Below are 19508 nucleotides of genomic sequence, written 5' to 3' on the forward strand. Positions count from 1 at the left end.
TATTCGCCCAACTACTCTTTATTATATGTAGGCTGCTAAAAGAACAACTCCCCCAAACGCCTTAACCAGCCCACTTAAATCTATTTTATTCGCATATGAGCGTACACCTGAGAGAAACTGATAAAAATCAACTGCTTACCAGGATGGAAATGCAATATTTCCAGGCGATAAGAAATAACGAACCCTTTTCGGTAATTAAACAATATTACGCGGAATACAAGCAACTGAAAGCAAGTTTGCTACTACAGGAAAAACAAGGCAACCATAGCATTCATGCCCTTCCGGCCATTCTATAAGGCCAGTGAACCAGTCCAGCATTCAAACGGGCGCCCCTTCCGCTCATCTCCTTTAAAAAAGCCGGCCATTGTCATGGTTTTGTAACTGATAAAAAAGCGGCCTTCCACCCCTTGCAGGTGCACACTGCGCCAGGTGCCGGTGTTAATATAAATTTTGCTGCGCACCTCGCCATCCTCTCCTATATAAGTGCTCAACGGCACTACTTCGGCATAATGCGTATGCCCCATTACAAAAAAGTCTTTCGATTCCCCGGCAGCCAGCTGCCGGGCATAGGCCTGGTAAGTTTCTATATTGTCTTTTACCACCGGTGTTCGCTGCAATAAGCTGGCTAATGTATCTACACTAATATGCCCCAGTAACCAGCGGGCTAACTTCATTTTCCACACAAGACCTTTGTTACGAACCACCAGCGGACTTTTAATAAATGCCTGCAACACAGTTTGTAAAGTATGTTTAATAGCATCATTCACTACGGGATCTTCCATACCCAGTTGTTTTTTCACATGCGTTATCCAGGCCGGTGCCAATGTATAGGGGCGCAGGTTATCAATTTCTCTTAACTGGTTCACAAACGCTTCTATCTGTTTGGCTCCGTACCGCCGGCCGGCATGCTGCTGCAAATATTCACCCACCAGCTCCGGAATACAGTTCAGTAATTCCACTACCACTACATCTCCTACCGACGACTCGTTGCGGTTCGGGTACTGGCAGTTGGTTTTATCAAACCGGTCGCCATGCTCTGCAAACACCCGGTGTGCATCCTGTGTAGCTGCTATAGCGGCACTATCACAACGATGGTAAGGAAAAGGCTTTCCTTTTTCGTTAGCCAGCCCCATCCGGTCAATCACTTTATTATTAATAGCCACCATACGAGGGTCATCAATATGAAAAAACCAATCGTGATTGCCTACCATATAATATATTTTCACAGGCACCCTCCACCGCTCCTTACTGGCGCTGTAATCAATTTTCTCCTTGTCTTTATCCTGCTGGGTGGCCCTGTACATTTCCAGTGGAATAGAAATGTCACTATCTTTTACCAGGCCGCTTAATATGCGCAACGAGTCTGAGTTATAATCCAGTATACCGGTAACTATCTTATCTATTTCCTGGTAAAAACCATTATCCCGGGGCGTGGTCCATGGCACAACATCACTCACCGTTTTGTTCCATTTTTCACTACGTATGGCATCTAATATATCGCCCAGCAACAATATATCTATACATTCCACGGGCCGGTAACAATTGCTGCACACCTTACCGTTCGTGCATGTAGAGCAATCCTTTATTTCCCTGCGCCACGATGCATCGTAGGCCATATTACTTAACCGGTTTTTAAATAACCGGAAGGCAGATTTGCTGATGATTTCGCCGGATGTTCCATCGGTAAGATGCAGATCGCTGATGATGACAAGCATTAATAATAAATTATATATTCAATAGAAAAATAACGCTTTTTCTCAAATTTACCCGGCATTCTTCTTTTATATAGGTACAGGAAACTGTATATTGCAGAAGCGCCTTCCCCCAAAAGCGTGTAAATATTTTATAATATATAATTTATCACACTATCCACTCCTGCCTATTAGGGGGCTGATAACACGATAACCAAAATACACCTCATGACAGAACATGGCGCATTATCTGTGCTCGCCGGCGTACAGCCGGGAATGCAGGATTTGCTGAGTAAATTGCTGGCTGATATTGAATTACAGAAGAATGATGCGAATAGCAGCGTTCCCTTTACCCAGGTAACTACTATCCATTTTGCCCGGTTTGTGTTACTGCCCGAACGAACGGATGTAACCGGCAAGAACATTCCTGCACAACTGGCCTTTACTACTAATTACGACGGCGCCTTACAACCACACCTGGAAGAGCTGCTTACGCAGGCAGGACCCGGCTTATGGAAAGTATTTTCGTGCTGCACCCAGTTTCCCGGAGGTGTTTATAATCAGCACGATCTGGCCAATTACCTGCTGCAACACAGCAAAAAGCCAGCTACTTTTTATGTAGGTGTTGGTTACCGGTCGGTACAGCAAATACGACAGGAGCGGTTGCTGCGCGAAGAAATAGAACGTTTTTCCGACACACAATTTGCCAGTTTCGCCAACAAAAGTGCCATAGACATTCGTAACGCAATCAAAGAACATATAGCAGGTATTCCATCGTTTGCCTGGGCCTTGCAGCCTGAGCCCGAACCTGGCCTGGCGTGGAAGTTAAAACATTATGGAAAGCTGGTGGGCGGCGTGCTGTTACTGTTGGTACTGGCTATAGCCTTGTTGCCTTTGCTGGTGCTTTGGCTTCTGTTAATAGTAATAGATGAAATAAGAGATAAACCACAACCCAATATAGTTACAAAGGAACACCTGCGTGCATTAACCGACCGCGAAACAGGCATGGTACAGGCACAGTTTTCAGCAGTAGGTAATGTAAAGCCCGGTTTTCTACGCCGTAATACCATACAATTTCTGTTATGGCTCACCAATTTTCTGGCGCCCTACCTGTTTAGCAAAGGAAAGCTGTCCGGCATCCCTACTGTGCATTTTGCCCGCTGGCTCATTATCAACGAAGGCAGGCAAATGCTTTTCCTCAGCAACTTTGATGGCAATTCGGAAAGTTATCTTACCGACTTTATTAATATAGCAGCCAAACAGTTAACACTATTGTTCTCGCACACCATTAACTACCCACGCACCTACCTGATGCTTTTCGGTGGCGCCAAAGATGCCAAAAAGTTTATGGAATGGGCCCGGCACCACCAGGTGATCACCAATGTGTGGTACACTGCCAATAAAGAAGTGACCGTAAAAAATGTTTTCAGCAATTCACGTATACGCAAAGGCCTGTCGGGCCAGTTTACAGAAAAAGAGGCCACCCAATGGTTAAGCCTTATTTAAACAAACACATATGAACACCTTAGACACACACGATATACAAGGCATTATTCTGAAAGGATATGCCCAGCTACCGGCAAGTCATTTTCTATTACTTGCCATAGACTCTAACAACCAGGTGGGGCCCTGGTTACAAAAAGTGGCCGAACAGGTGATGCCCGGCAACCGCAAGCCCACCACACAGGCGTTAAACATTGCTTTTACCTATACAGGACTACAGGCATTAGGCCTGCCTGCTGATGCCATGCAAACCTTTCCGCTGGAACTGGAAGACGGCATGACCACCCCGCATAAACAATTATTCCTGGGCGACTTTGACTATAACGATCCACGAAAATGGCATTGGGGCGGACCAACCAATGAACCCGTACATGCGTTGTTAATGCTGTATGCACTGGACGAAGACACGCTGGATGAATTATACCAGCAACAAGTGCAACAGTTACCAACGGGGGTGCGATTAATTAAAAAACTGGAAACCTCTGTATTATCCAAACGGAAAGAACATTTTGGTTTCAGGGATGGTATAGCACAGCCTACTATTGAAGGCTTAAGCCGCACTGACACACCGGAAAACACCGTAGCAGCCGGAGAGTTTATACTTGGCTACAAAAACAGTTACCAGCAATACCCCGATAGTCCCGTGGTAACCAGCACACCTGCTGCTACACATTTACCGGAAGCCACTACAAACAACACGCACGATCTTGGTAAAAACGGTAGTTACCTGGTATTCCGGCAAATGGAACAGAACGTGCAGCAGTTTTGGCAATACATGCACGATGCTACTGCCGAAAACGGCGAAACCAATGCAGAGGAAATGATTAAGCTGGCTGCCAAAATGATGGGACGCTGGCCCAGTGGTGCTCCTATATGCCTTTCGCCGGACAAAGACGACAGCAGCATGGAAAATCACGACAGCTTTGCCTACCGGGCATCGGACAGTGAAGGCCTGAAATGCCCTATAGGTTCGCACATCCGGCGCACCAATCCGCGTGATGCTATGGATGTGGATTTAAAAACCTCTATAGAAATATCCAACAAACACCGTATCCTGCGCCGTGGCCGCAGCTATGGAAAGCCTGTATGTGAAAGCCTGGAGCCTTCCGAAATACTCAGTTCCAAAAACTTTGAGGGCGAAAGAGGGCTGCACTTCCTCTGCTTCAATACCAGTATCGCACGCCAGTTTGAGTTTATACAAAATGCCTGGGTAAACAACCCCAAACTGTTTAATCTTAATAATGAACGTGATCCCATTATAGGCAACAACCATCACCCGGAAGATGAACACAAATCAGGCTTCTTCAGTACGCCCCGCAACGGGCTGCGTAAAAGACTGAGCAATATTCCCCCCTTTGTAACTGTAAAGGGTGGCGCTTACTTTTTTATGCCGGGCATTAAAGCCCTTTCCTATTTATCCACTTTATAAACACCGCCTTATATGAGCATCAGTAATTCTTTGAAAGTATGGGTGAGCAGTGCTCCCGTTTTACGCCCGGTGTTTTCGATATTGCGCAAATACAAACCGGTAGCGCGTATAGGCAAAACTGTTGTAGTAACACGCTACAAAGATGTAATGGACGTGTTAAAAAGGGAAACCGATTTTACCGTGTATGAAATTGACGGGTATAAAATGGAAAGAATGGGTAACCCGTTTGTGCTGGGCATGGACGCCTCGCCCGAAACCACGCGCGACCGTGATATACTCAGACAGGTGATAAAACGGGAAGACCTGAAAACTATACGCGTAATGATACGCCACATAGCCAACGACCTGCTGGAACAGGCCCAACCTAACCATACTATTGATACCGTTAACGGTTATGCACGCCTGGCATCGGTAAGGGTGGTGGCACAATACTTTGGCGTACCGGCTGATGAGGCAACCATGATGCGCTGGCAAAGAAGCATTTTCAGCGAAGCCTTTGCCAACCTCAACGATAACAAGGCCATTCGCGAAAGAGGCATGATTGCAGCCAAAGAAATAGCCGCCCACTTAAACCAGCTGATACAACAACGCCAGCAGCAAACCACTCCATTGGAAGACAATGTGCTGAACCGGCTTATACAGCTACAACCTTACAACAGCTGGCTAAACAACGATGCAGTCAGAAGAAACATCCTATGCATCCTGGGTGTAGTGGAAAACACCAGCAAAGTAGTTACCCATATTATCGACCAGTTGTTAAAGCGGCCTGATATTATGAAAGCCTGCCAACAGGCAGTGCATGCTAATGATATGGAAACACTGCGTAGTTACTGCTTCGATATTCTGCGCTTTAACCCACATAACCCCATCATACTGCGTTATTGCAAACATGGTGCAGTAATAGGCAAAGACACCCCATACGAACGCCGTGTACCCGCAGGTAGCACTATCTATGCCGCCACCCTGTCGGCCATGTTTGATGAAGACATTGTACATAACGCCAAACAGATAGATCCTAATCGCAACGTAGAATACATGCACTTTGGATATGGTCCGCATGTATGCAGCGGAAAATATATCAGTGAGGTTACAGTACCCGAACTGGTAGCAGGCCTGCTAAGGTTAAAAAATTTACAAAGGGCGCCGGGGAAGGCAGGAAAAATACAATATGAAGAAGTTGTATTTCCGAAAAGCTTAAGTTTGACTTTTAACTAATGATTGTACACGCTCTAAAATCTATTTATCCATGTCTAAGTGCAATTTCAACGTTCCTTTAAACAATACTGCAGATGCAGTAGTAGAAAAATTAAGATCGCGTATTACCGCCGCCAAAGGCTCTTTCGATGGAGATAGCAGCAAAGGCAATTTTGTAGTGCAAACACCACTGGGAGCTGTGCATGGCAATTACACCGTAGCAGGTGAAACATTAAATGTAGACATTACGGATAAGCCTATGTTTGTACCCTGCGATATGATCGAAGGCTATTTACAAAAAGAACTGGCTTAAAAGATCAGGAAAAATACACCTGCATGTACGGCAAAGGAAATGCATACACAAAGTGCTACCTGGCCGTATTTTACTTTAGGCACCTCAGATAAACGGGGAGACTTTACCAGTTCGGTACCGGTAATTTTATCCCCTATTCTTTTATGCATGGTTTCGGGCGAAACCAGTACCTCTACCGGCCACACCAGGCAAAAAATATTACGCACCAGGCATTTCAGCGGTGAAGCCGGTTGGCCGGTGATTCTGTCAATTACCTGAAAATCATACTTACGCTTCGCATAGCTCTGCCCGTTTAAGCTGTCTTTGCAGAAATACAACGACAAGCCAAACACCAGCAGGTAATACAGATTATGGTAAGTAGCCAGCTCAAAATGAGCATAACCCAACGGGTCTATTACCAGGTATACAATTAACGGAATGGCGAAGAAAAGACTTATACAAGTCATACAAAAGTGGTCAACAAGCATAGCTTTTAACCTCAGGGATGTAGGGATAGAACGGTAAGTCATAGCAGGGGGAGGTTTGGTGGAAAATTACTACAATATCTAAAAAGCAGGCTATTGAACAAAGCCTATTTACACCCCTTAAACTAAGGACTCTACCTTTGTGCGTTATAAATGTACCCTTGCTTGTAATACCTGTCTAACAACGCATTAGCAAAAGACAAATTATGTTCCTGCCTGGCTTTGTAGTAAGGAGCCACAATTTTGTTAGTTCCGGAAGCCGGGTATTGCCTGCCCAGATAAGCACAGGCCGAGAGAAAGAACACACTGTCTGTTCCCCGCATCAGCGAAGTAAGCAGGGTTCTATGGCTTTCTTTCATATCCTTTTGTAAAATAAAAGCTGCATGCTGTGCTCCAAAGTTTTCGCGCCAGATCATATTTTCAATCAAAGTTTCCGGAGATACTGCCACCTGCGTATGCACATTCACCGTCTCTTTAAATTCTTTGTTCATGCGGGCGATATAGGCATTTACATCGGGCGATACAAACCTCGACATACGGGCCGCTACCAAATCCCAATCCTGCACCACCATCATCTTCCCTCCTGCCAGCACTACCTTATACCCATTCTCCCGTAACCTGTTACTAAACACTTTCAGTTCACCGGTTAGTTCACGGGTTACCCCCCATTCATCTGTTGCCACCAGCGATTGATACTCTTCTTTGTTTTGTACCAGTTGCGTTAACGTATTACATTGCTGTTTACAAAAATTTTCAAAAATCACAAATCCCTCATCGCACGAATCCTGGCCTGCACCGGTAAATAGTTTACAGTATTGTTTTACCGCCAGCGCGGCAGATTGAATATCAGCAACATCCAGCTGCTGTGTGTAGGTAAGGTATGGAGTTTCCAGTACTCCCTGCTGTTGCGTACCGGCCTGCTTTTTAGCAGCTTTGTCGCATCCGGTAAAAAAAGGGCAGGCAATAAAAAACATCAGGGCTATACGATTATACATAAGGCGAAAGGGCTAAAAATGATGCGAATATACAGTAGCCACCACATTTAATATGTTAAGGATGCCCATAAACGGGCAAATGGCTGTTACTGCCGGTTAAACAAAATCATGCATCTTTACAGGTGTAAAATATCCCCTGTTTATGAAGTATGTAAAGCATATATGGGCGGCATTCCTGTTTCCCTTGTTTACGAATGCACAATCTTTACCCGTAACCACCGGTGTGCCACTACCCCTGGCCGATTACCGCAGTAAAAACATTAAACAGGTAGAATATGCATTAGACCTGAACGTTACCGGAGCACCAACCACTCCTATACCTGCCACAGAAACCATACGTTTTAAATTGTTGGGCAACAGCCAGCCGCTGCAAATTGACTTTAAAGCACCACCCGATGCCATAAGTAAACTGCTGGTGAACGGCAAAACCGTAAAACCCGACATACGCAACGAGCACCTGGTAATACCCATGCAATGGCTGCGTACCGGCAGCAATACCGTGCAAATACAGTTTATAGCCGGCAGTACCTCTTTAAACCGCAATGCCGACTACCTGTATACCCTGCTGGTGCCCGAAAAAGCACGTTCCGTATTTCCCTGCTTCGATCAGCCCAATATCAAAGCGGTGTTTCAACTAACCCTGCAGCTGCCATTGGCCTGGCAGGCTATTGCCAACGGCCCCCTGCAGGATTCTGTTATTAACGCCAACAGCAAAACATATCATTTTCAACCTTCCGATACCATCAGCACTTATTTGTTTGCTTTTGTAGCTGGTAACTTTGCCCAAACCGAAGTAACCTCCGGCAACCGCACCATACACGGGTTGTATCGCGAAACGGATAGCGCCAAATTAAGCGCCAGCCTGCATTCGTTGTTTGCGATACAATACGATGCACTTACGTTTATGGAAACCTACACCGGCATTCCCTATCCGTTTAAAAAATTCGATTTTGCCGCTATTCCCGATTTTCAATTTGGAGGTATGGAACATCCCGGCGCTATTGAATACAAAGCATCTACCCTTTTCCTGGAAGAAAGCGCTACCAGAGACCAGCTGAATGCCCGCAGCAACCTGCTTTCGCACGAAACCGCTCATATGTGGTTTGGCGACCTGGTAACCATGCGCTGGTTTAACGATGTATGGATGAAAGAAGTGTTTGCCAACTTTATGGCAGATAAAATTGGCAACCTCACCGTTTCCAACAACAACTTCGATCTTAAATTTCTCACCGATCATTACCCCGCCGCCTATAACACCGATCGCACACAAGGCACACACCCCATACGCCAGCAACTGGATAACTTAAAAGATGCAGGCAGTATGTATGGCAATATTATTTACCACAAAGCGCCCATTATGATGCGCCAGCTGGAACTGCTGATGGGCGAAGATTCGTTACGCGAAGGTCTGCGCGAATACCTGCGCACCTATGCCAACCGCAATGCATCCTGGCCCGACTTAATTAATATACTGGACAAGCATTGTACAGCCAACCTGCAGGCCTGGAACAAAGTATGGGTAAATGAGTCCAGCCGTCCGGTGTTTGATTACACCATGGACACCACCGGCGGCATTATCCAGCACTTTGTACTTACCCAGCACGCAGAAGATGGCAGTAAAAAAATATGGCCGCAATTTTTTGCAATAGCACTGGTGTATGAAGATCATACCGAAGAAATAACCGTGTCAACAGACAGCGCCATCATGCGCCTTTCCCAGTTATCCGGCCGGCCGGTGCCACAGGCATTGGTGTTTAATGCCAATGGCCAGGGCTATGGGGTATTCCCTGCCACACTGGCCAGTAACACTCCTGTTTATAACCTGTTTACGCCACTTATGCGCGCTTCGTTTTATTTAAACTGTTACGAGAACGCATTAAGCGGTAAAGGCATTACCCCGTTACAACTTATTCAGCTATACCACAAAGGGTTTACACAGGAAAGAGAAGAACTCAACCTCACCCTGTTACTGGACCAGTTTTCCAGTGTGTTCTGGCGTTTTTTATCCCAGCAACAACGTACCGATCTGGCGCCTGCCCTGGAAATAGCTTTATGGGACGCCATGAACCGCAACAGCTACCCTAACCAGCAAAAATTATTATTAAAAGCCTATAGCAACATCGCATTAACCAAAGGTGCACAGGACACGCTTTTCCATATCTGGCAAAAGAAACAACCGCCTTTACAGGTAAAGCTGTATGAAGATGATTACCAGAACCTGGCAGCCACCCTGGCTATCAGAAACTACCCTGGTTATGACACTGTTTTACTGGCTCAGTTACAACGTATAGAAAATGCCGACCGCAAGTTGCGCTGGCAATTCCTGCTTCCTGCTTTATCCAACGATACAGCACAACGCAGCCAGTTTTTCACTTCACTGCAACAACGCAGCAATCGTAGCAAAGAAGCCTGGGTAGGTACCGCGTTAAGCTATCTGCATCATCCGTTACGCACCTCGCAAGCCATCAGCTACCTGCCGCAAAGCCTTCACATGCTGGAAGAAATTCAACAAACCGGCGATATCTTTTTTCCGCAAAACTGGCTGGGCGCCACATTGGGTTACTATCAAACCACTGCTGCCGGCAACATTGTACGCAACTTTCTAAAAACGCATCCGGGCTATAATCCCAAACTGAGAGATAAAATATTGCAAGCGGCAGACAATATATTCCGTGCAGAAAAACTGGTGAAATAAACACATGCAGGCAGAAAAACATATAAGGCTATCGCAGCTGAACGACAAAATTCAACAGGTGGTTCAGCAGGCCTTTTCATCTGTATCCTTTTGGGTGATTGCCGATGTAACCAGCCATACTTACCGGGCCGCTAAAAACTACCACAGTTTTGACCTGGTAGAGAAAGACACGCACTCCAATAATATCATCGCCAAAATATCCGGCAAAGCCTGGGGCATGGGCTCCACCAGCATTACCCGGTTTGAAGCCATTACCGGGCAACCCTTTACCAACAACATACAGGTGCTGGTAAACATATCGGTACAGTTCCATCCCGTATATGGGCTGCAGATAAACCTGCACGATATAGACCCCAGCTTTACACTGGGTAAGCTGGAACAGCAACGGCAGGCCACCCTGCAAAAACTGGTGGATGAAAATCCCGGTTTTATTACTAAAAGAGGGGAGGTATATGATACCCGCAATAAGCAACTACCGCTTAACAAAGTAATACAACGCGTAGCCGTTATTACTTCTGCCACCTCTGCCGGCGGTGAAGACTTCCGGCATACACTGGCTAATAACCCCTATGGCTACCAGTTTTACCTGGATAACTTTTTCACCATTGTACAGGGTGAAAATAACGCCGATTTACTGGTGCAGAAACTGATTGACATTTTTCAGGCAAACCAGCCTTACGATGCGGTAGTAATCATTCGTGGTGGAGGGGCACAAACCGATTTCCTGTTATTTGATAATTACCAGGTAGGAAAAGCCATAGCCAAATTTCCTGTTCCTGTTATCACCGGTATTGGTCACCAGAAAAATGAAACCATTGCCGATATGATGGCGCATACCGCCACTAAAACACCTACGCAGGCAGCTGAATTTATTATCAGCCACAACAAGCAGTTTGAAGACACCCTGCTACTGTTGCAAAAACACATTGTTATAAAATCGCAGCAACTGTTTTCACTGCAATGGCAACAACTGGCTGCTTTACAAAGTGGTATTGTTAACAATACGCGGGATGCTATTGCCGACTATAAAGACAGCTTAACCTCATTAAACCAGGCGGTTATTCACTCCTCCCGTTCTATTGTGTTTAATCAGAAAACCGAACTGATAAACCTATCCTCGCAACTATCCGCTTTACCCCGTATGATATTGCAGGATAAAAAAAATGAACTGAGCAACGCTATCCATCATATCAAAGTGTTTAACACACAGCTGCTGAAAAACCAGGCCACCCACCTGGGCCATTACAGCAGCCTGATAAAATTAATGTCGCCCGATAATATTCTGAAAAAAGGATTTGCTATTGTAAAAGCACGCCAGGCCGTTACCAGCAATCCCGCCGATATTTTGCCGGGCGATAGTATTGAGGTAATTTTATCCAGTACAGAAATACAAGCCACAGTTACCAGCAAAGCCCCCTACGATGGAAGAGATTTTAACATATGAAGATGCGTACCAGGAGCTGGTACAGATTGCACAGGATATCGAAAACGAATCTGTTTCGGTAGATGTATTGGCCGTAAAAGTAAAGCGGGCTTCTGACCTGATTACTTTTTGTCAAACCAAATTGAAATCCACAGAAGCCGAAGTCAATAAGATTATTGCACAAATGGAGGGTAGCTCTGGCCGATAACAAAGCATAACCGCCTTAACACAAGGTAATGGTGGCGCATCCTGCCATACATTTGCACCTCACTGATGTCACTATACCTTACCCGGCGGCACAACTGCATCACCCTAATGCACATATGCACTATCAGCTTACACATGCCGCCCGAAATATTGCCCCTCTCCCGGATGACATTACACGTCTGGCGTGTCGCAGATTACATCCGGCGCATGACAATGCACACCTGGCGCACGCTACTGCACACTTCGCCCATCCCACTTCACATAGTACGCGTTACCATGCACATCTGCACCATCCCCTTCAACATCGCATACTCCCCCGGGGTATTGCACAACAGCCTGCTGGAAACATTATTAATGATCGTGCCAATGTGCATTCCCATCCGCCAGCTATTCTTTTTGCTCAGGCAGATAAGGTTGATTTCCCGACACCCGCACCCGGGTATACATCAACACTCACCCTCCGTCACTCCAACTGACAATTTGTGCAGGCACATATGCACAATCTTTCATCATACCTGATCCGCAATGCGCCAACTGTGCAGTAGCGTGCCCCAAATGTACATTGCCGTGCGCGAGGTATACATCATTTTACTGCAGCTATCAGAATTGCCACGCCACATATATCGCAGCACGCGCCAGTACTGCTTTTTCAAACTGCCATCCTTCCCGGGTCTTGCATGAATGAGTCAACTATTACTCCATTTCCTCCTCACCATCCTCATCGTATTGCCAATCATCTTCCTTTGTATCCCGCCAGGCGCGCCATCCCAGTTGCAAATGAAATATCTCATTAATGGATGTGTCCATCTTTACCAGCTCTTCCAGGCAAACCAGTTTTGCATCATTCATATCAGGCTCCGCAACAGCATGAAACTGCCAGTCGCCATCCGCATCATGATATACATATAGTACAGGCTCACCTGCTAACACCTGCTTTGTGGTATAAACACCCAGGTTTCTTTCTTCGTAAAATTTAAAATCTGTGTTTCTGTCCAGCAAGGGCTGTATGAATTTCCATTCGGCGTTAAAATCATTTTCCCATGGGAAATGACTGGCCTTATCAGGCCATACCAACTGCAATAACGGGAAATCAAATGAGTTGTCATAAAACCATCCTGCATACCCCACATAATCAGGATAATAGGACTTATCCACTTCTATAAACTGTACATCATACCCATCCAGAAAACCGGGATACAGCTTGCCAGCCACTAATGTTTCCCCTTTTTTAATCAATTCACAGGCATGGTTCAGCACCGAAGACATCACCTCTGTAGTCAACCCAAAACAAATAATTTCCGGGTGTGCAAACCTTTTAAACAATCCAATGGAATAAGCAAAACCCGGTAGATAATTGTCCGGTTCCAGTAAAGCCAGGTGGCAGCCATATTGCTCTATATTGTCCAATATATCTTGCCTTTCTTCCTGGTCACCTTTAGCATGTTCATGACTCATCTCTACTATTTTTTATTTTATTTATTACCCTGCTTTTTTGGAAAAATGCTGCTGCAACCATTCTTCCTGAGTTTTTACTTTAGCCTGCATATCCGTAATCTGACGCCGGAGTGCACGGCCGCTCTCGTCCAACCCTTCCCACTGCGCTTCTGCTATATTCAGTTTATCAGCCGCTGCCTTCAACTGAATAGTACATTGTGTAAGCATGCCTTGTATTTCAGCATCCGGCCTTGCAGGCCTAAACTGCTTATTATAATAGTCAATATACTTATTAAACCCCATTACACCTGCATTATAATCCACTACCGCCAGGTTTTGCAACTTTATCCGCCAATATTGAAGCTGCGTTACACAAAGCGTGTTTTTTACCCCATTGCTTACCAGCCTTCTCATTTGAGTAGCGTATTGCAACGCAGTATCCATTTGCTCCATAGCTTTAATAGAATCGGCATACTGGCAATAGACATGGGAAGAATCCGGCCTTACAGGCATTGTATAAAAGGCGTCGCCGGTAACAGGATAGTTGAGCAGCTGCCATATAAAATCAAAAGGCATATGCGAAGCCATTAAAGCGGTACCCTTTGCTTTATAGTACTGCGGTTTTAAAGAAGGAACAAACGTCCCGTTGATAATAGATCCCGCCCCCCAGGTAGGATCAAACAAAAACCATTTATTCTGCACCTTGGCAGCACACCATATATGCGCTATATAATCTACATATTCTTTCTGACGGGTGTAACCACTTACAATATGACAGTCAATACCCACTTTGCTACATATCTGCTGAAACAACAATGAAAAATGCTCACAAATGCCGCTACGGGTATCCAGCACTTTCCTGATTTTTTCTGCATCACTCACATACGGGTTGATGGCAAACATATTTTTCACGTCGTAATGAATATTATGGGTGATCCATATAAAAGCTGCGCGGGTTTTATCCGTGTCACTTTTAAAATGGGCGGAGATATAAGCAGCGATACCATCAGTGGTATGTGTGGCAGACTCCGGCACCAGCAAAGCCAACGAATCGGTAATAGCATATACATTTACCGGTTCTTTTGCCGGGCCTTTCACAGTGGTTTGTGTTGTACTACGGGTTTGTGCAAAAGCCCATTGCATCAGCATACAGGAGATAACTAACAGAAGAATAGGGCGCATAAAGGATATAGGATTGTTTTTTAAGGCCCCAAAAGTAAGCATCTCTTTTCTGTATTTCTGTGCTATTCTTCCGCTCAAATGAGCTATTTCTCCGGCACCTCCCCTGCTAGCTTTGTGTTATCAAAATCATTCAAAACAATAGTATATGAGCAAGATCATTTTCATTACAGGTGCATCGAAAGGATTTGGGAAATTATGGGCTGAAGCCTTGTTACAGCGTGGTGATAAAGTAGTAGCCACAGCCCGCAACGTGGCTGCACTGGACGACCTGGTAGCAAAATATGGCAACAACGTATTACCCATTAAACTGGATGTAAATAACAGAAACGAAGTACTGTCTGTAGTAAGCACCATAGAAAAGCAACTGGGACGTATTGACGTATTGATCAATAACGCCGGCTATGGCCTGTTTGGCACTACAGAAGAAACATCGGAAGAGCAGGCAAGATTGCAGATGGAAACCAATTTCTTTGGTTCGTTATGGGTTACACAGGCAGTGTTACCGGTAATGCGTAAACAAAAAAGCGGTCATATCATACAGGTGTCCAGCTTCCTGGGTTTAACTGCCATACCTATGCTGGGTGTATACAACGCTTCCAAATTTGCAGTGGAAGGATTAATTGAAACCATTGGCCTGGAAGTGGCACATTTAGGTATTAAAACCACGCTGATAGAACCCAATGGCTTTGCTACAGAATGGGCAGGAGCTTCCGCCACACAAACCAGTGCTGCTATTGCCGACTATACACCAGTAAGGGAAGGTTTTGCTAAATCCGGCGAGAATCCTGACACCTGGGGCAAGCCCGAAGCCACGGTAGCACCTATTTTAGAAGTGATAGACAGCGCCACCCCACCTCAAAGATTATTATTGGGCAAAATAGCCTACCATGCCATGCAGCAGGTATATACCCAAAGGCTGAAAGACATTGAAAACTGGAAAGAAGTAAGCATTGCTGCACACGGACATTAATCATCACTCAACATATAAAACATACAACATCATGTCAAAAACAATATTTATAACAGGCGCTTCTAAAGGATTCGGCAGAATATGGACCAATGCATTACTGGAAAGAGGTGACAAGGTAGTAGCCACCAGCAGAACCATCCATGCCTACGACGACCTGGTGAAAAAATATCCTGATACTTTTTTACCCCTGACGCTGGACATTACCCATAAACAAGCAGTTAACGAAGCATTAGCCCAGGCCAAAGCCCACTTTGGTTCGCTGGATGTAGTTATTAACAATGCCGGCTATGGCCTGTTTGGCGCTGTGGAAGAACTGGAAGAAGCAGATGCCCGTGCAATACTGGATACCAATGTACTGGGAACTTTATTTGTAACACAGGCAGCCTTACCTATTTTAAGAGCCCAGGGCCATGGACATATTATACAACTGTCCAGCGTATTAGGTGTTTGGTCGTTACCCATCCTGGGCATGTATAATGCCAGCAAGTTTGCAGTAGAGGGCTTGAGCGAAGCTTTGGCGCATGAAGTGAAAGGCTTTGGCATACATGTAACGCTGGTAGAACCCAATGGTTATAAAACAGAATTTGGTGGAGGTTCGGCCGTCAGAAGCAATCCTATCGCCGCTTATGACGGCGTGCGTGAACAGCTGTTTAGAACGGAAGGTATGCCCGCTGAAGAATATGGCAACCCCGAAGCTACCATACCTGCCCTATTGCAATTGATAGATGCTCAAAATCCACCTTTGCGACTGTTTCTGGGCAACCTGGGTTTGCGCAAAACCAAAGAAGAATTCGCAGGTAAAATTGCGGAGTGGGAACTTTGGAATGATGTTGCTGTAGCGGCGCATGGCTAATAACAACTGCTTCAGTTTTTCACTAAATTTACAGGGATGAAACATTTTAAAACCTTAACCGAGCTTCACCGTGAAAACGGATGGCCGCTGCCGGAAAATACAATGATCAGCATGGCGGGTTGCCAGCAAGCGTGTCCCCTGGGCGACCGGGAGTTTACAACAGATGCTTATGTGATTGCTTTTAAAAAGCTGAAAGCCGGTGTTATCATGTATGGCCGCACGCCATACGACCATACCAATGGGTCGATGTATTTTATGAAGCCCCGGCAAATTATTCAGATGAGCGGCCTGGAGTTTGAAGAGGCAGGTTTTATGATTTTCATACATGAAGATTACCTGAACGGACACGAGTTATACAATATCATCCAGAAATACGGGTTCTTTGATTACGAAGTGAATGAAGCATTACATCTGTCGCCCAAAGAAGAAGCTACTATATGGGAGCTGCGGGATAAAATAGAAACGGAATATAACTTAAACCAGGACGAGTACAGTCGTGAAATTATGCTGGGTCATGTGGCATCTATACTTACCTATTCGCAGCGGTTTTATAAACGTCAATTTATCAACCGCACCGACCTATCGGGTAAGATGGTGACCAAATTCAATGCAGCATTACAGCAGTATATTAAAGACGGGGGATTGCAGGAACAGGGGCTGCCATCGGTGAATAATATAGCCGGCCGGCTTTACCTCTCACCCCGCTATCTTACCGACCTGCTGAAACAGGAAACCGGGAAAACAGCTTTGGAGCTGATTCACCTGGCGTTGATTTCGGAAGCCAAAAACCTGTTGAAAACAGCCGACCAGGGCGTGGCCGAAATAGCCTACTACCTGGGATTTGAAAATTCATCATATTTCACCCGGTTATTCAAAAAACAAACAGGAATGAAACCCCTGGAATTTAGAAAACAGGCTAGTTTGAATTAAAACAGATCATTTTTTATTTCGTCAGAAACAGACTGACATAGGGTTGTCAGTAGCCGGTTTTTACTTTGTTGTATCAAACAGTAAAAATCAACAGTATGACTATGCAACAAGCTGACACCGCAACAGAAGTAAAAACATTTATCTCTTCCGAGAACCTGCTGAACGAGTGGATTGGACACCGCCGCCTGACACGCCGCGTGATTGAAGCCTTCCCCGAAGACCAGTTATTCACTTTTCAGATAGGTGGTATGCGTACTTTTGGAGCCATGGTAAAAGAATTGCTGGACATTGGCGCAACAGGTGTAAAAGGGATGGTTACCAACGACTGGGGCACTACAGACTTCAATAACCACCACATGACAGACGAGCAAAAGACCAAGGAATACCTGTTGCAACAATGGGACCTGTCTACCGAAGCCATCATTCACTGGTTTCCTCAAATCAGCGAAGAACGTTTCCAGGAAACCGTAAAATCCTTTGGCCAATATGAAGGCCATGTATATTCCAGTCTCCTGTATTTCATTGACAACGAAATACACCATCGCGCCCAGGGTTTTGTATACCTGCGCAGCCTGGGTGTAGAACCACCCGCTTTCTGGAACAGAAATTAAGGCATCAGCCAGACAGCACAGTTATAAACATATAGGTATAAAAAAGTCCTCCTTCCGTTTTGAGGGAGGACTTTTTGTGTAAATAATATTCACTCTTTATAACACCATCTGCAACAACTTCTTTTTCCAATTCTCATAACTACCTGTCATATCTTCAAAAGTGGGTTTATACACTTTATCCGGCACAACACCTCTATTACCATCACGGCCATGGGTGCTGAACTCCTGATAAACAATGGAAGTATGCGTGGCTATTTTAGAATAAGGCAATGTAAGATCCAGCCCCAGCACAGTGCCTCCGCCAAGGAAAGAACCTGCGGTTTCCTGTCCTATAATAACAGCACGGTTATTAGATTGCGCCACTGCAGCAAAAGTGGAAGCTGCGGAAGAGGTTACCCCATTTACCAGCACATATACTTTACCATGATAGCCGTTAGGCTTAGGTTGCATCACCTCTAATTCCCGGGCATATTCACTGATGCGCGCATAGCTTCTACCATTTTTCAACGGTTCAATATAGGCATACTTGTTTTTCCTGATCTCATCAGGCACATTGCTGGATGCCAGCACCGAATCTGCATCTGTGATCAAGTATTCTGCATCCATAAAACGGGTAGGCGTATCTATCAGGTAGCTCATTGCATAGGCCGACAATTCTTCTTCTCCCCCACCATTCCAGCCAAGGTCAATGATAAGATGCTCTATTTGGTTTTCACGGATGGTTTTGAAATAACCATCCATAGCCCTTTTAAAATCATGCTTATCGGCACTGAATGTTCTGATAACAAGCAAGGCGGTCTTTGGCTGTAATATTTCTAACCGCCAGTCTTTGCTGTTCAATGCTTTCGCCCGCTTCTCTGCATCCCATATCACTTTGTTCGCCGGGTTTTTAAGCGCTATATTGCTGAACTCATCGATAGAAAGATGATCGGTAAACTGTCGCTGCAACAACTTCCCTTTCTTGTTTTTTACTACTACCGTATAACTACGGGGCTGCTCAATAAACATATTATAAGCTATCCCAAACGCCATAGAAGATAACGCATAGGTTTTAGACACCTCCATAAATCCATCCGAAGGCATATAACGGTACAACTCCCGGCAAATGCTATCTACAGAGCGACCATTAATGCTGATAATTTCGTCACCGGGAAAAATGGTAGTGTCCGCTGAAAAATTCACCATCACAAACGGCTTATCGCCTGCCAGAAACAATTGCAAAGGCAAAAAAGCGAATTGTTTTACCAGCTGGTTATACCCTGCTCCCGTGCTGCAATAGGTATGTTCGCACCGAAGTTCCGCTATCAGGAAGGCGATCTTTTTATAAAACTCTCCAAAAGGCAAAGGCTGTTGTAAAGTATTTTCCAGGCTATCAAAAATCCATTGCATTCTTTCCCGGCTTTGGTGCACATATAAGGCCGGATAGGTTTGTTCCACCCTGGTGCGCAAGTACCTGAAATCACCTTTCATACCCGCAGGTTCTAACAGGGAGGATAAGGAGAAAGCTTGCGCCTGTGTAATAGAATGGGCAAACAGTAACAGGCTGGTAAATAAGGCAATAGTCCGCATTTGTTTTTGATTTCAAAGCTGGGAAATTCGCCTGCGCCATTCAAA

19 protein-coding genes are annotated in these 19508 nt (G+C 45.2%); 13 read left to right on the forward strand and 6 right to left on the reverse strand.

Features of this window, described 5'->3' with window-relative positions:
* Positions 1-95: 95 nt before the first annotated feature.
* Positions 96-296, forward strand: coding sequence for a hypothetical protein (locus tag FLA_RS21040; protein ID WP_076382195.1), 201 nt, complete (start codon positions 96-98; stop codon positions 294-296).
* Here the strand turns inward: FLA_RS21040 and FLA_RS21045 are convergent.
* A complete protein-coding gene (locus FLA_RS21045; protein ID WP_076382196.1) occupies positions 291-1715 on the reverse strand; it encodes a metallophosphoesterase family protein in 1425 nt (474 codons plus the stop codon). The two genes, FLA_RS21040 and FLA_RS21045, sit on opposite strands and share 6 nt — an antisense overlap.
* A gap of 204 nt (positions 1716-1919) precedes the next feature.
* Here FLA_RS21045 and FLA_RS21050 point away from each other — a divergent pair, with 204 nt between their 5' ends.
* From FLA_RS21050 to FLA_RS21065, 4 genes are read left to right on the forward strand one after another with little or no spacing between them, the layout of a single operon-like run.
* A complete protein-coding gene (locus FLA_RS21050; protein ID WP_076382197.1) occupies positions 1920-3197 on the forward strand; it encodes a hypothetical protein in 1278 nt (425 codons plus the stop codon).
* A gap of 10 nt (positions 3198-3207) precedes the next feature.
* Complete coding sequence (locus FLA_RS21055; protein WP_076382198.1) at positions 3208-4623, forward strand: Dyp-type peroxidase; 1416 nt, start codon at positions 3208-3210, stop codon at positions 4621-4623.
* Between the two features lie 12 nt (positions 4624-4635).
* Positions 4636-5838 (forward strand): cytochrome P450, encoded by a 1203-nt coding sequence (locus FLA_RS21060; RefSeq protein WP_076382199.1) that lies wholly within the window; start codon positions 4636-4638, stop codon positions 5836-5838.
* A 31-nt stretch (positions 5839-5869) separates the two neighbouring features.
* Positions 5870-6130: a hypothetical protein gene (locus FLA_RS21065; RefSeq protein WP_076382200.1), complete on the forward strand. Its 261-nt coding sequence runs from the start codon at positions 5870-5872 to the stop codon at positions 6128-6130.
* Here FLA_RS21065 and FLA_RS21070 read toward each other — a convergent pair.
* Positions 6127-6576, reverse strand: a complete 450-nt coding sequence (locus FLA_RS21070) for an RDD family protein (RefSeq protein WP_159445185.1) — start codon at positions 6574-6576, stop codon at positions 6127-6129. The genes FLA_RS21065 and FLA_RS21070 overlap by 4 nt on opposite strands.
* A 152-nt stretch (positions 6577-6728) precedes the next feature.
* Positions 6729-7589, reverse strand: a complete 861-nt coding sequence (locus FLA_RS21075; RefSeq protein ID WP_076382202.1) for a hypothetical protein — start codon at positions 7587-7589, stop codon at positions 6729-6731.
* A 142-nt stretch (positions 7590-7731) separates the two neighbouring features.
* Here FLA_RS21075 and FLA_RS21080 point away from each other — a divergent pair, with 142 nt between their 5' ends.
* Genes FLA_RS21080 through FLA_RS31245 form a run of 4 tightly spaced genes read left to right on the forward strand, consistent with a single transcriptional unit; the run spans position 7732 to position 12390 of the window.
* Complete coding sequence (locus FLA_RS21080) at positions 7732-10284, forward strand: M1 family metallopeptidase (RefSeq protein WP_076382203.1); 2553 nt, start codon at positions 7732-7734, stop codon at positions 10282-10284.
* Between the two features lie 4 nt (positions 10285-10288).
* On the forward strand, positions 10289-11728 hold the full coding sequence (gene xseA, locus FLA_RS21085; protein ID WP_076382204.1) for an exodeoxyribonuclease VII large subunit: 1440 nt from the start codon (positions 10289-10291) through the stop codon (positions 11726-11728).
* On the forward strand, positions 11706-11915 hold the full coding sequence (gene xseB / locus FLA_RS21090; protein ID WP_076382205.1) for an exodeoxyribonuclease VII small subunit: 210 nt from the start codon (positions 11706-11708) through the stop codon (positions 11913-11915). The genes xseA and xseB overlap by 23 nt, the downstream gene beginning before the upstream one ends.
* A gap of 28 nt (positions 11916-11943) precedes the next feature.
* Positions 11944-12390, forward strand: coding sequence for a hypothetical protein (locus FLA_RS31245; RefSeq protein WP_144264166.1), 447 nt, complete (start codon positions 11944-11946; stop codon positions 12388-12390).
* A 217-nt stretch (positions 12391-12607) separates the two neighbouring features.
* On the opposite strand, the gene FLA_RS21095 is transcribed toward FLA_RS31245, so the two are convergent.
* Together FLA_RS21095 and FLA_RS21100 are read right to left on the reverse strand one after the other, a co-directional pair.
* Positions 12608-13369: a DUF4262 domain-containing protein gene (locus tag FLA_RS21095; RefSeq protein WP_076382206.1), complete on the reverse strand. Its 762-nt coding sequence runs from the start codon at positions 13367-13369 to the stop codon at positions 12608-12610.
* Between the two features lie 24 nt (positions 13370-13393).
* Positions 13394-14530: a transglutaminase domain-containing protein gene (locus FLA_RS21100; RefSeq protein WP_159445186.1), complete on the reverse strand. Its 1137-nt coding sequence runs from the start codon at positions 14528-14530 to the stop codon at positions 13394-13396.
* 145 nt (positions 14531-14675) lie between these two features.
* On the opposite strand from FLA_RS21100, the gene FLA_RS21105 reads away from it, so the two are divergent.
* From FLA_RS21105 to FLA_RS21120, 4 genes are all read left to right on the forward strand, one after another.
* Positions 14676-15500, forward strand: coding sequence for an SDR family NAD(P)-dependent oxidoreductase (locus tag FLA_RS21105; protein ID WP_076382208.1), 825 nt, complete (start codon positions 14676-14678; stop codon positions 15498-15500).
* Between the two features lie 31 nt (positions 15501-15531).
* Positions 15532-16353, forward strand: coding sequence for an SDR family NAD(P)-dependent oxidoreductase (locus FLA_RS21110; RefSeq protein ID WP_076382209.1), 822 nt, complete (start codon positions 15532-15534; stop codon positions 16351-16353).
* 36 nt (positions 16354-16389) lie between these two features.
* Positions 16390-17283, forward strand: a complete 894-nt coding sequence (locus FLA_RS21115) for a helix-turn-helix domain-containing protein (protein WP_076382210.1) — start codon at positions 16390-16392, stop codon at positions 17281-17283.
* Between the two features lie 95 nt (positions 17284-17378).
* Complete coding sequence (locus FLA_RS21120) at positions 17379-17894, forward strand: DinB family protein (protein WP_076382211.1); 516 nt, start codon at positions 17379-17381, stop codon at positions 17892-17894.
* Positions 17895-17990: 96 nt separating this feature from the next.
* On the opposite strand, the gene FLA_RS21125 is transcribed toward FLA_RS21120, so the two are convergent.
* On the reverse strand, positions 17991-19463 hold the full coding sequence (locus FLA_RS21125; RefSeq protein WP_076382212.1) for a S41 family peptidase: 1473 nt from the start codon (positions 19461-19463) through the stop codon (positions 17991-17993).
* Between the last annotated feature and the right edge of the window lie 45 nt (positions 19464-19508).

Origin of the sequence: Filimonas lacunae, assembly GCF_002355595.1 — a bacterium.
Taxonomy (GTDB): Bacteria; Bacteroidota; Bacteroidia; order Chitinophagales; family Chitinophagaceae; genus Filimonas; species Filimonas lacunae.

Bases quoted from the DNA above. Each gene is read 5' to 3' on its own strand.
- FLA_RS21040 (WP_076382195.1), top strand. From the start codon at position 96: ATGAGCGTACACCTGAGAGAAACTGATAAAAATCAACTGCTTACCAGG.
- FLA_RS21045 (WP_076382196.1), bottom strand. From the start codon at position 1,715: ATGCTTGTCATCATCAGCGATCTGCATCTTACCGATGGAACATCCGGC.
- FLA_RS21050 (WP_076382197.1), top strand. From the start codon at position 1,920: ATGACAGAACATGGCGCATTATCTGTGCTCGCCGGCGTACAGCCGGGA.
- FLA_RS21055 (WP_076382198.1), top strand. From the start codon at position 3,208: ATGAACACCTTAGACACACACGATATACAAGGCATTATTCTGAAAGGA.
- FLA_RS21060 (WP_076382199.1), top strand. From the start codon at position 4,636: ATGAGCATCAGTAATTCTTTGAAAGTATGGGTGAGCAGTGCTCCCGTT.
- FLA_RS21065 (WP_076382200.1), top strand. From the start codon at position 5,870: ATGTCTAAGTGCAATTTCAACGTTCCTTTAAACAATACTGCAGATGCA.
- FLA_RS21070 (WP_159445185.1), bottom strand. From the start codon at position 6,576: ATGACTTGTATAAGTCTTTTCTTCGCCATTCCGTTAATTGTATACCTG.
- FLA_RS21075 (WP_076382202.1), bottom strand. From the start codon at position 7,589: ATGTATAATCGTATAGCCCTGATGTTTTTTATTGCCTGCCCTTTTTTT.
- FLA_RS21080 (WP_076382203.1), top strand. From the start codon at position 7,732: ATGAAGTATGTAAAGCATATATGGGCGGCATTCCTGTTTCCCTTGTTT.
- xseA (WP_076382204.1), top strand. From the start codon at position 10,289: ATGCAGGCAGAAAAACATATAAGGCTATCGCAGCTGAACGACAAAATT.
- xseB (WP_076382205.1), top strand. From the start codon at position 11,706: ATGGAAGAGATTTTAACATATGAAGATGCGTACCAGGAGCTGGTACAG.
- FLA_RS31245 (WP_144264166.1), top strand. From the start codon at position 11,944: ATGGTGGCGCATCCTGCCATACATTTGCACCTCACTGATGTCACTATA.
- FLA_RS21095 (WP_076382206.1), bottom strand. From the start codon at position 13,369: ATGAGTCATGAACATGCTAAAGGTGACCAGGAAGAAAGGCAAGATATA.
- FLA_RS21100 (WP_159445186.1), bottom strand. From the start codon at position 14,530: ATGCGCCCTATTCTTCTGTTAGTTATCTCCTGTATGCTGATGCAATGG.
- FLA_RS21105 (WP_076382208.1), top strand. From the start codon at position 14,676: ATGAGCAAGATCATTTTCATTACAGGTGCATCGAAAGGATTTGGGAAA.
- FLA_RS21110 (WP_076382209.1), top strand. From the start codon at position 15,532: ATGTCAAAAACAATATTTATAACAGGCGCTTCTAAAGGATTCGGCAGA.
- FLA_RS21115 (WP_076382210.1), top strand. From the start codon at position 16,390: ATGAAACATTTTAAAACCTTAACCGAGCTTCACCGTGAAAACGGATGG.
- FLA_RS21120 (WP_076382211.1), top strand. From the start codon at position 17,379: ATGACTATGCAACAAGCTGACACCGCAACAGAAGTAAAAACATTTATC.
- FLA_RS21125 (WP_076382212.1), bottom strand. From the start codon at position 19,463: ATGCGGACTATTGCCTTATTTACCAGCCTGTTACTGTTTGCCCATTCT.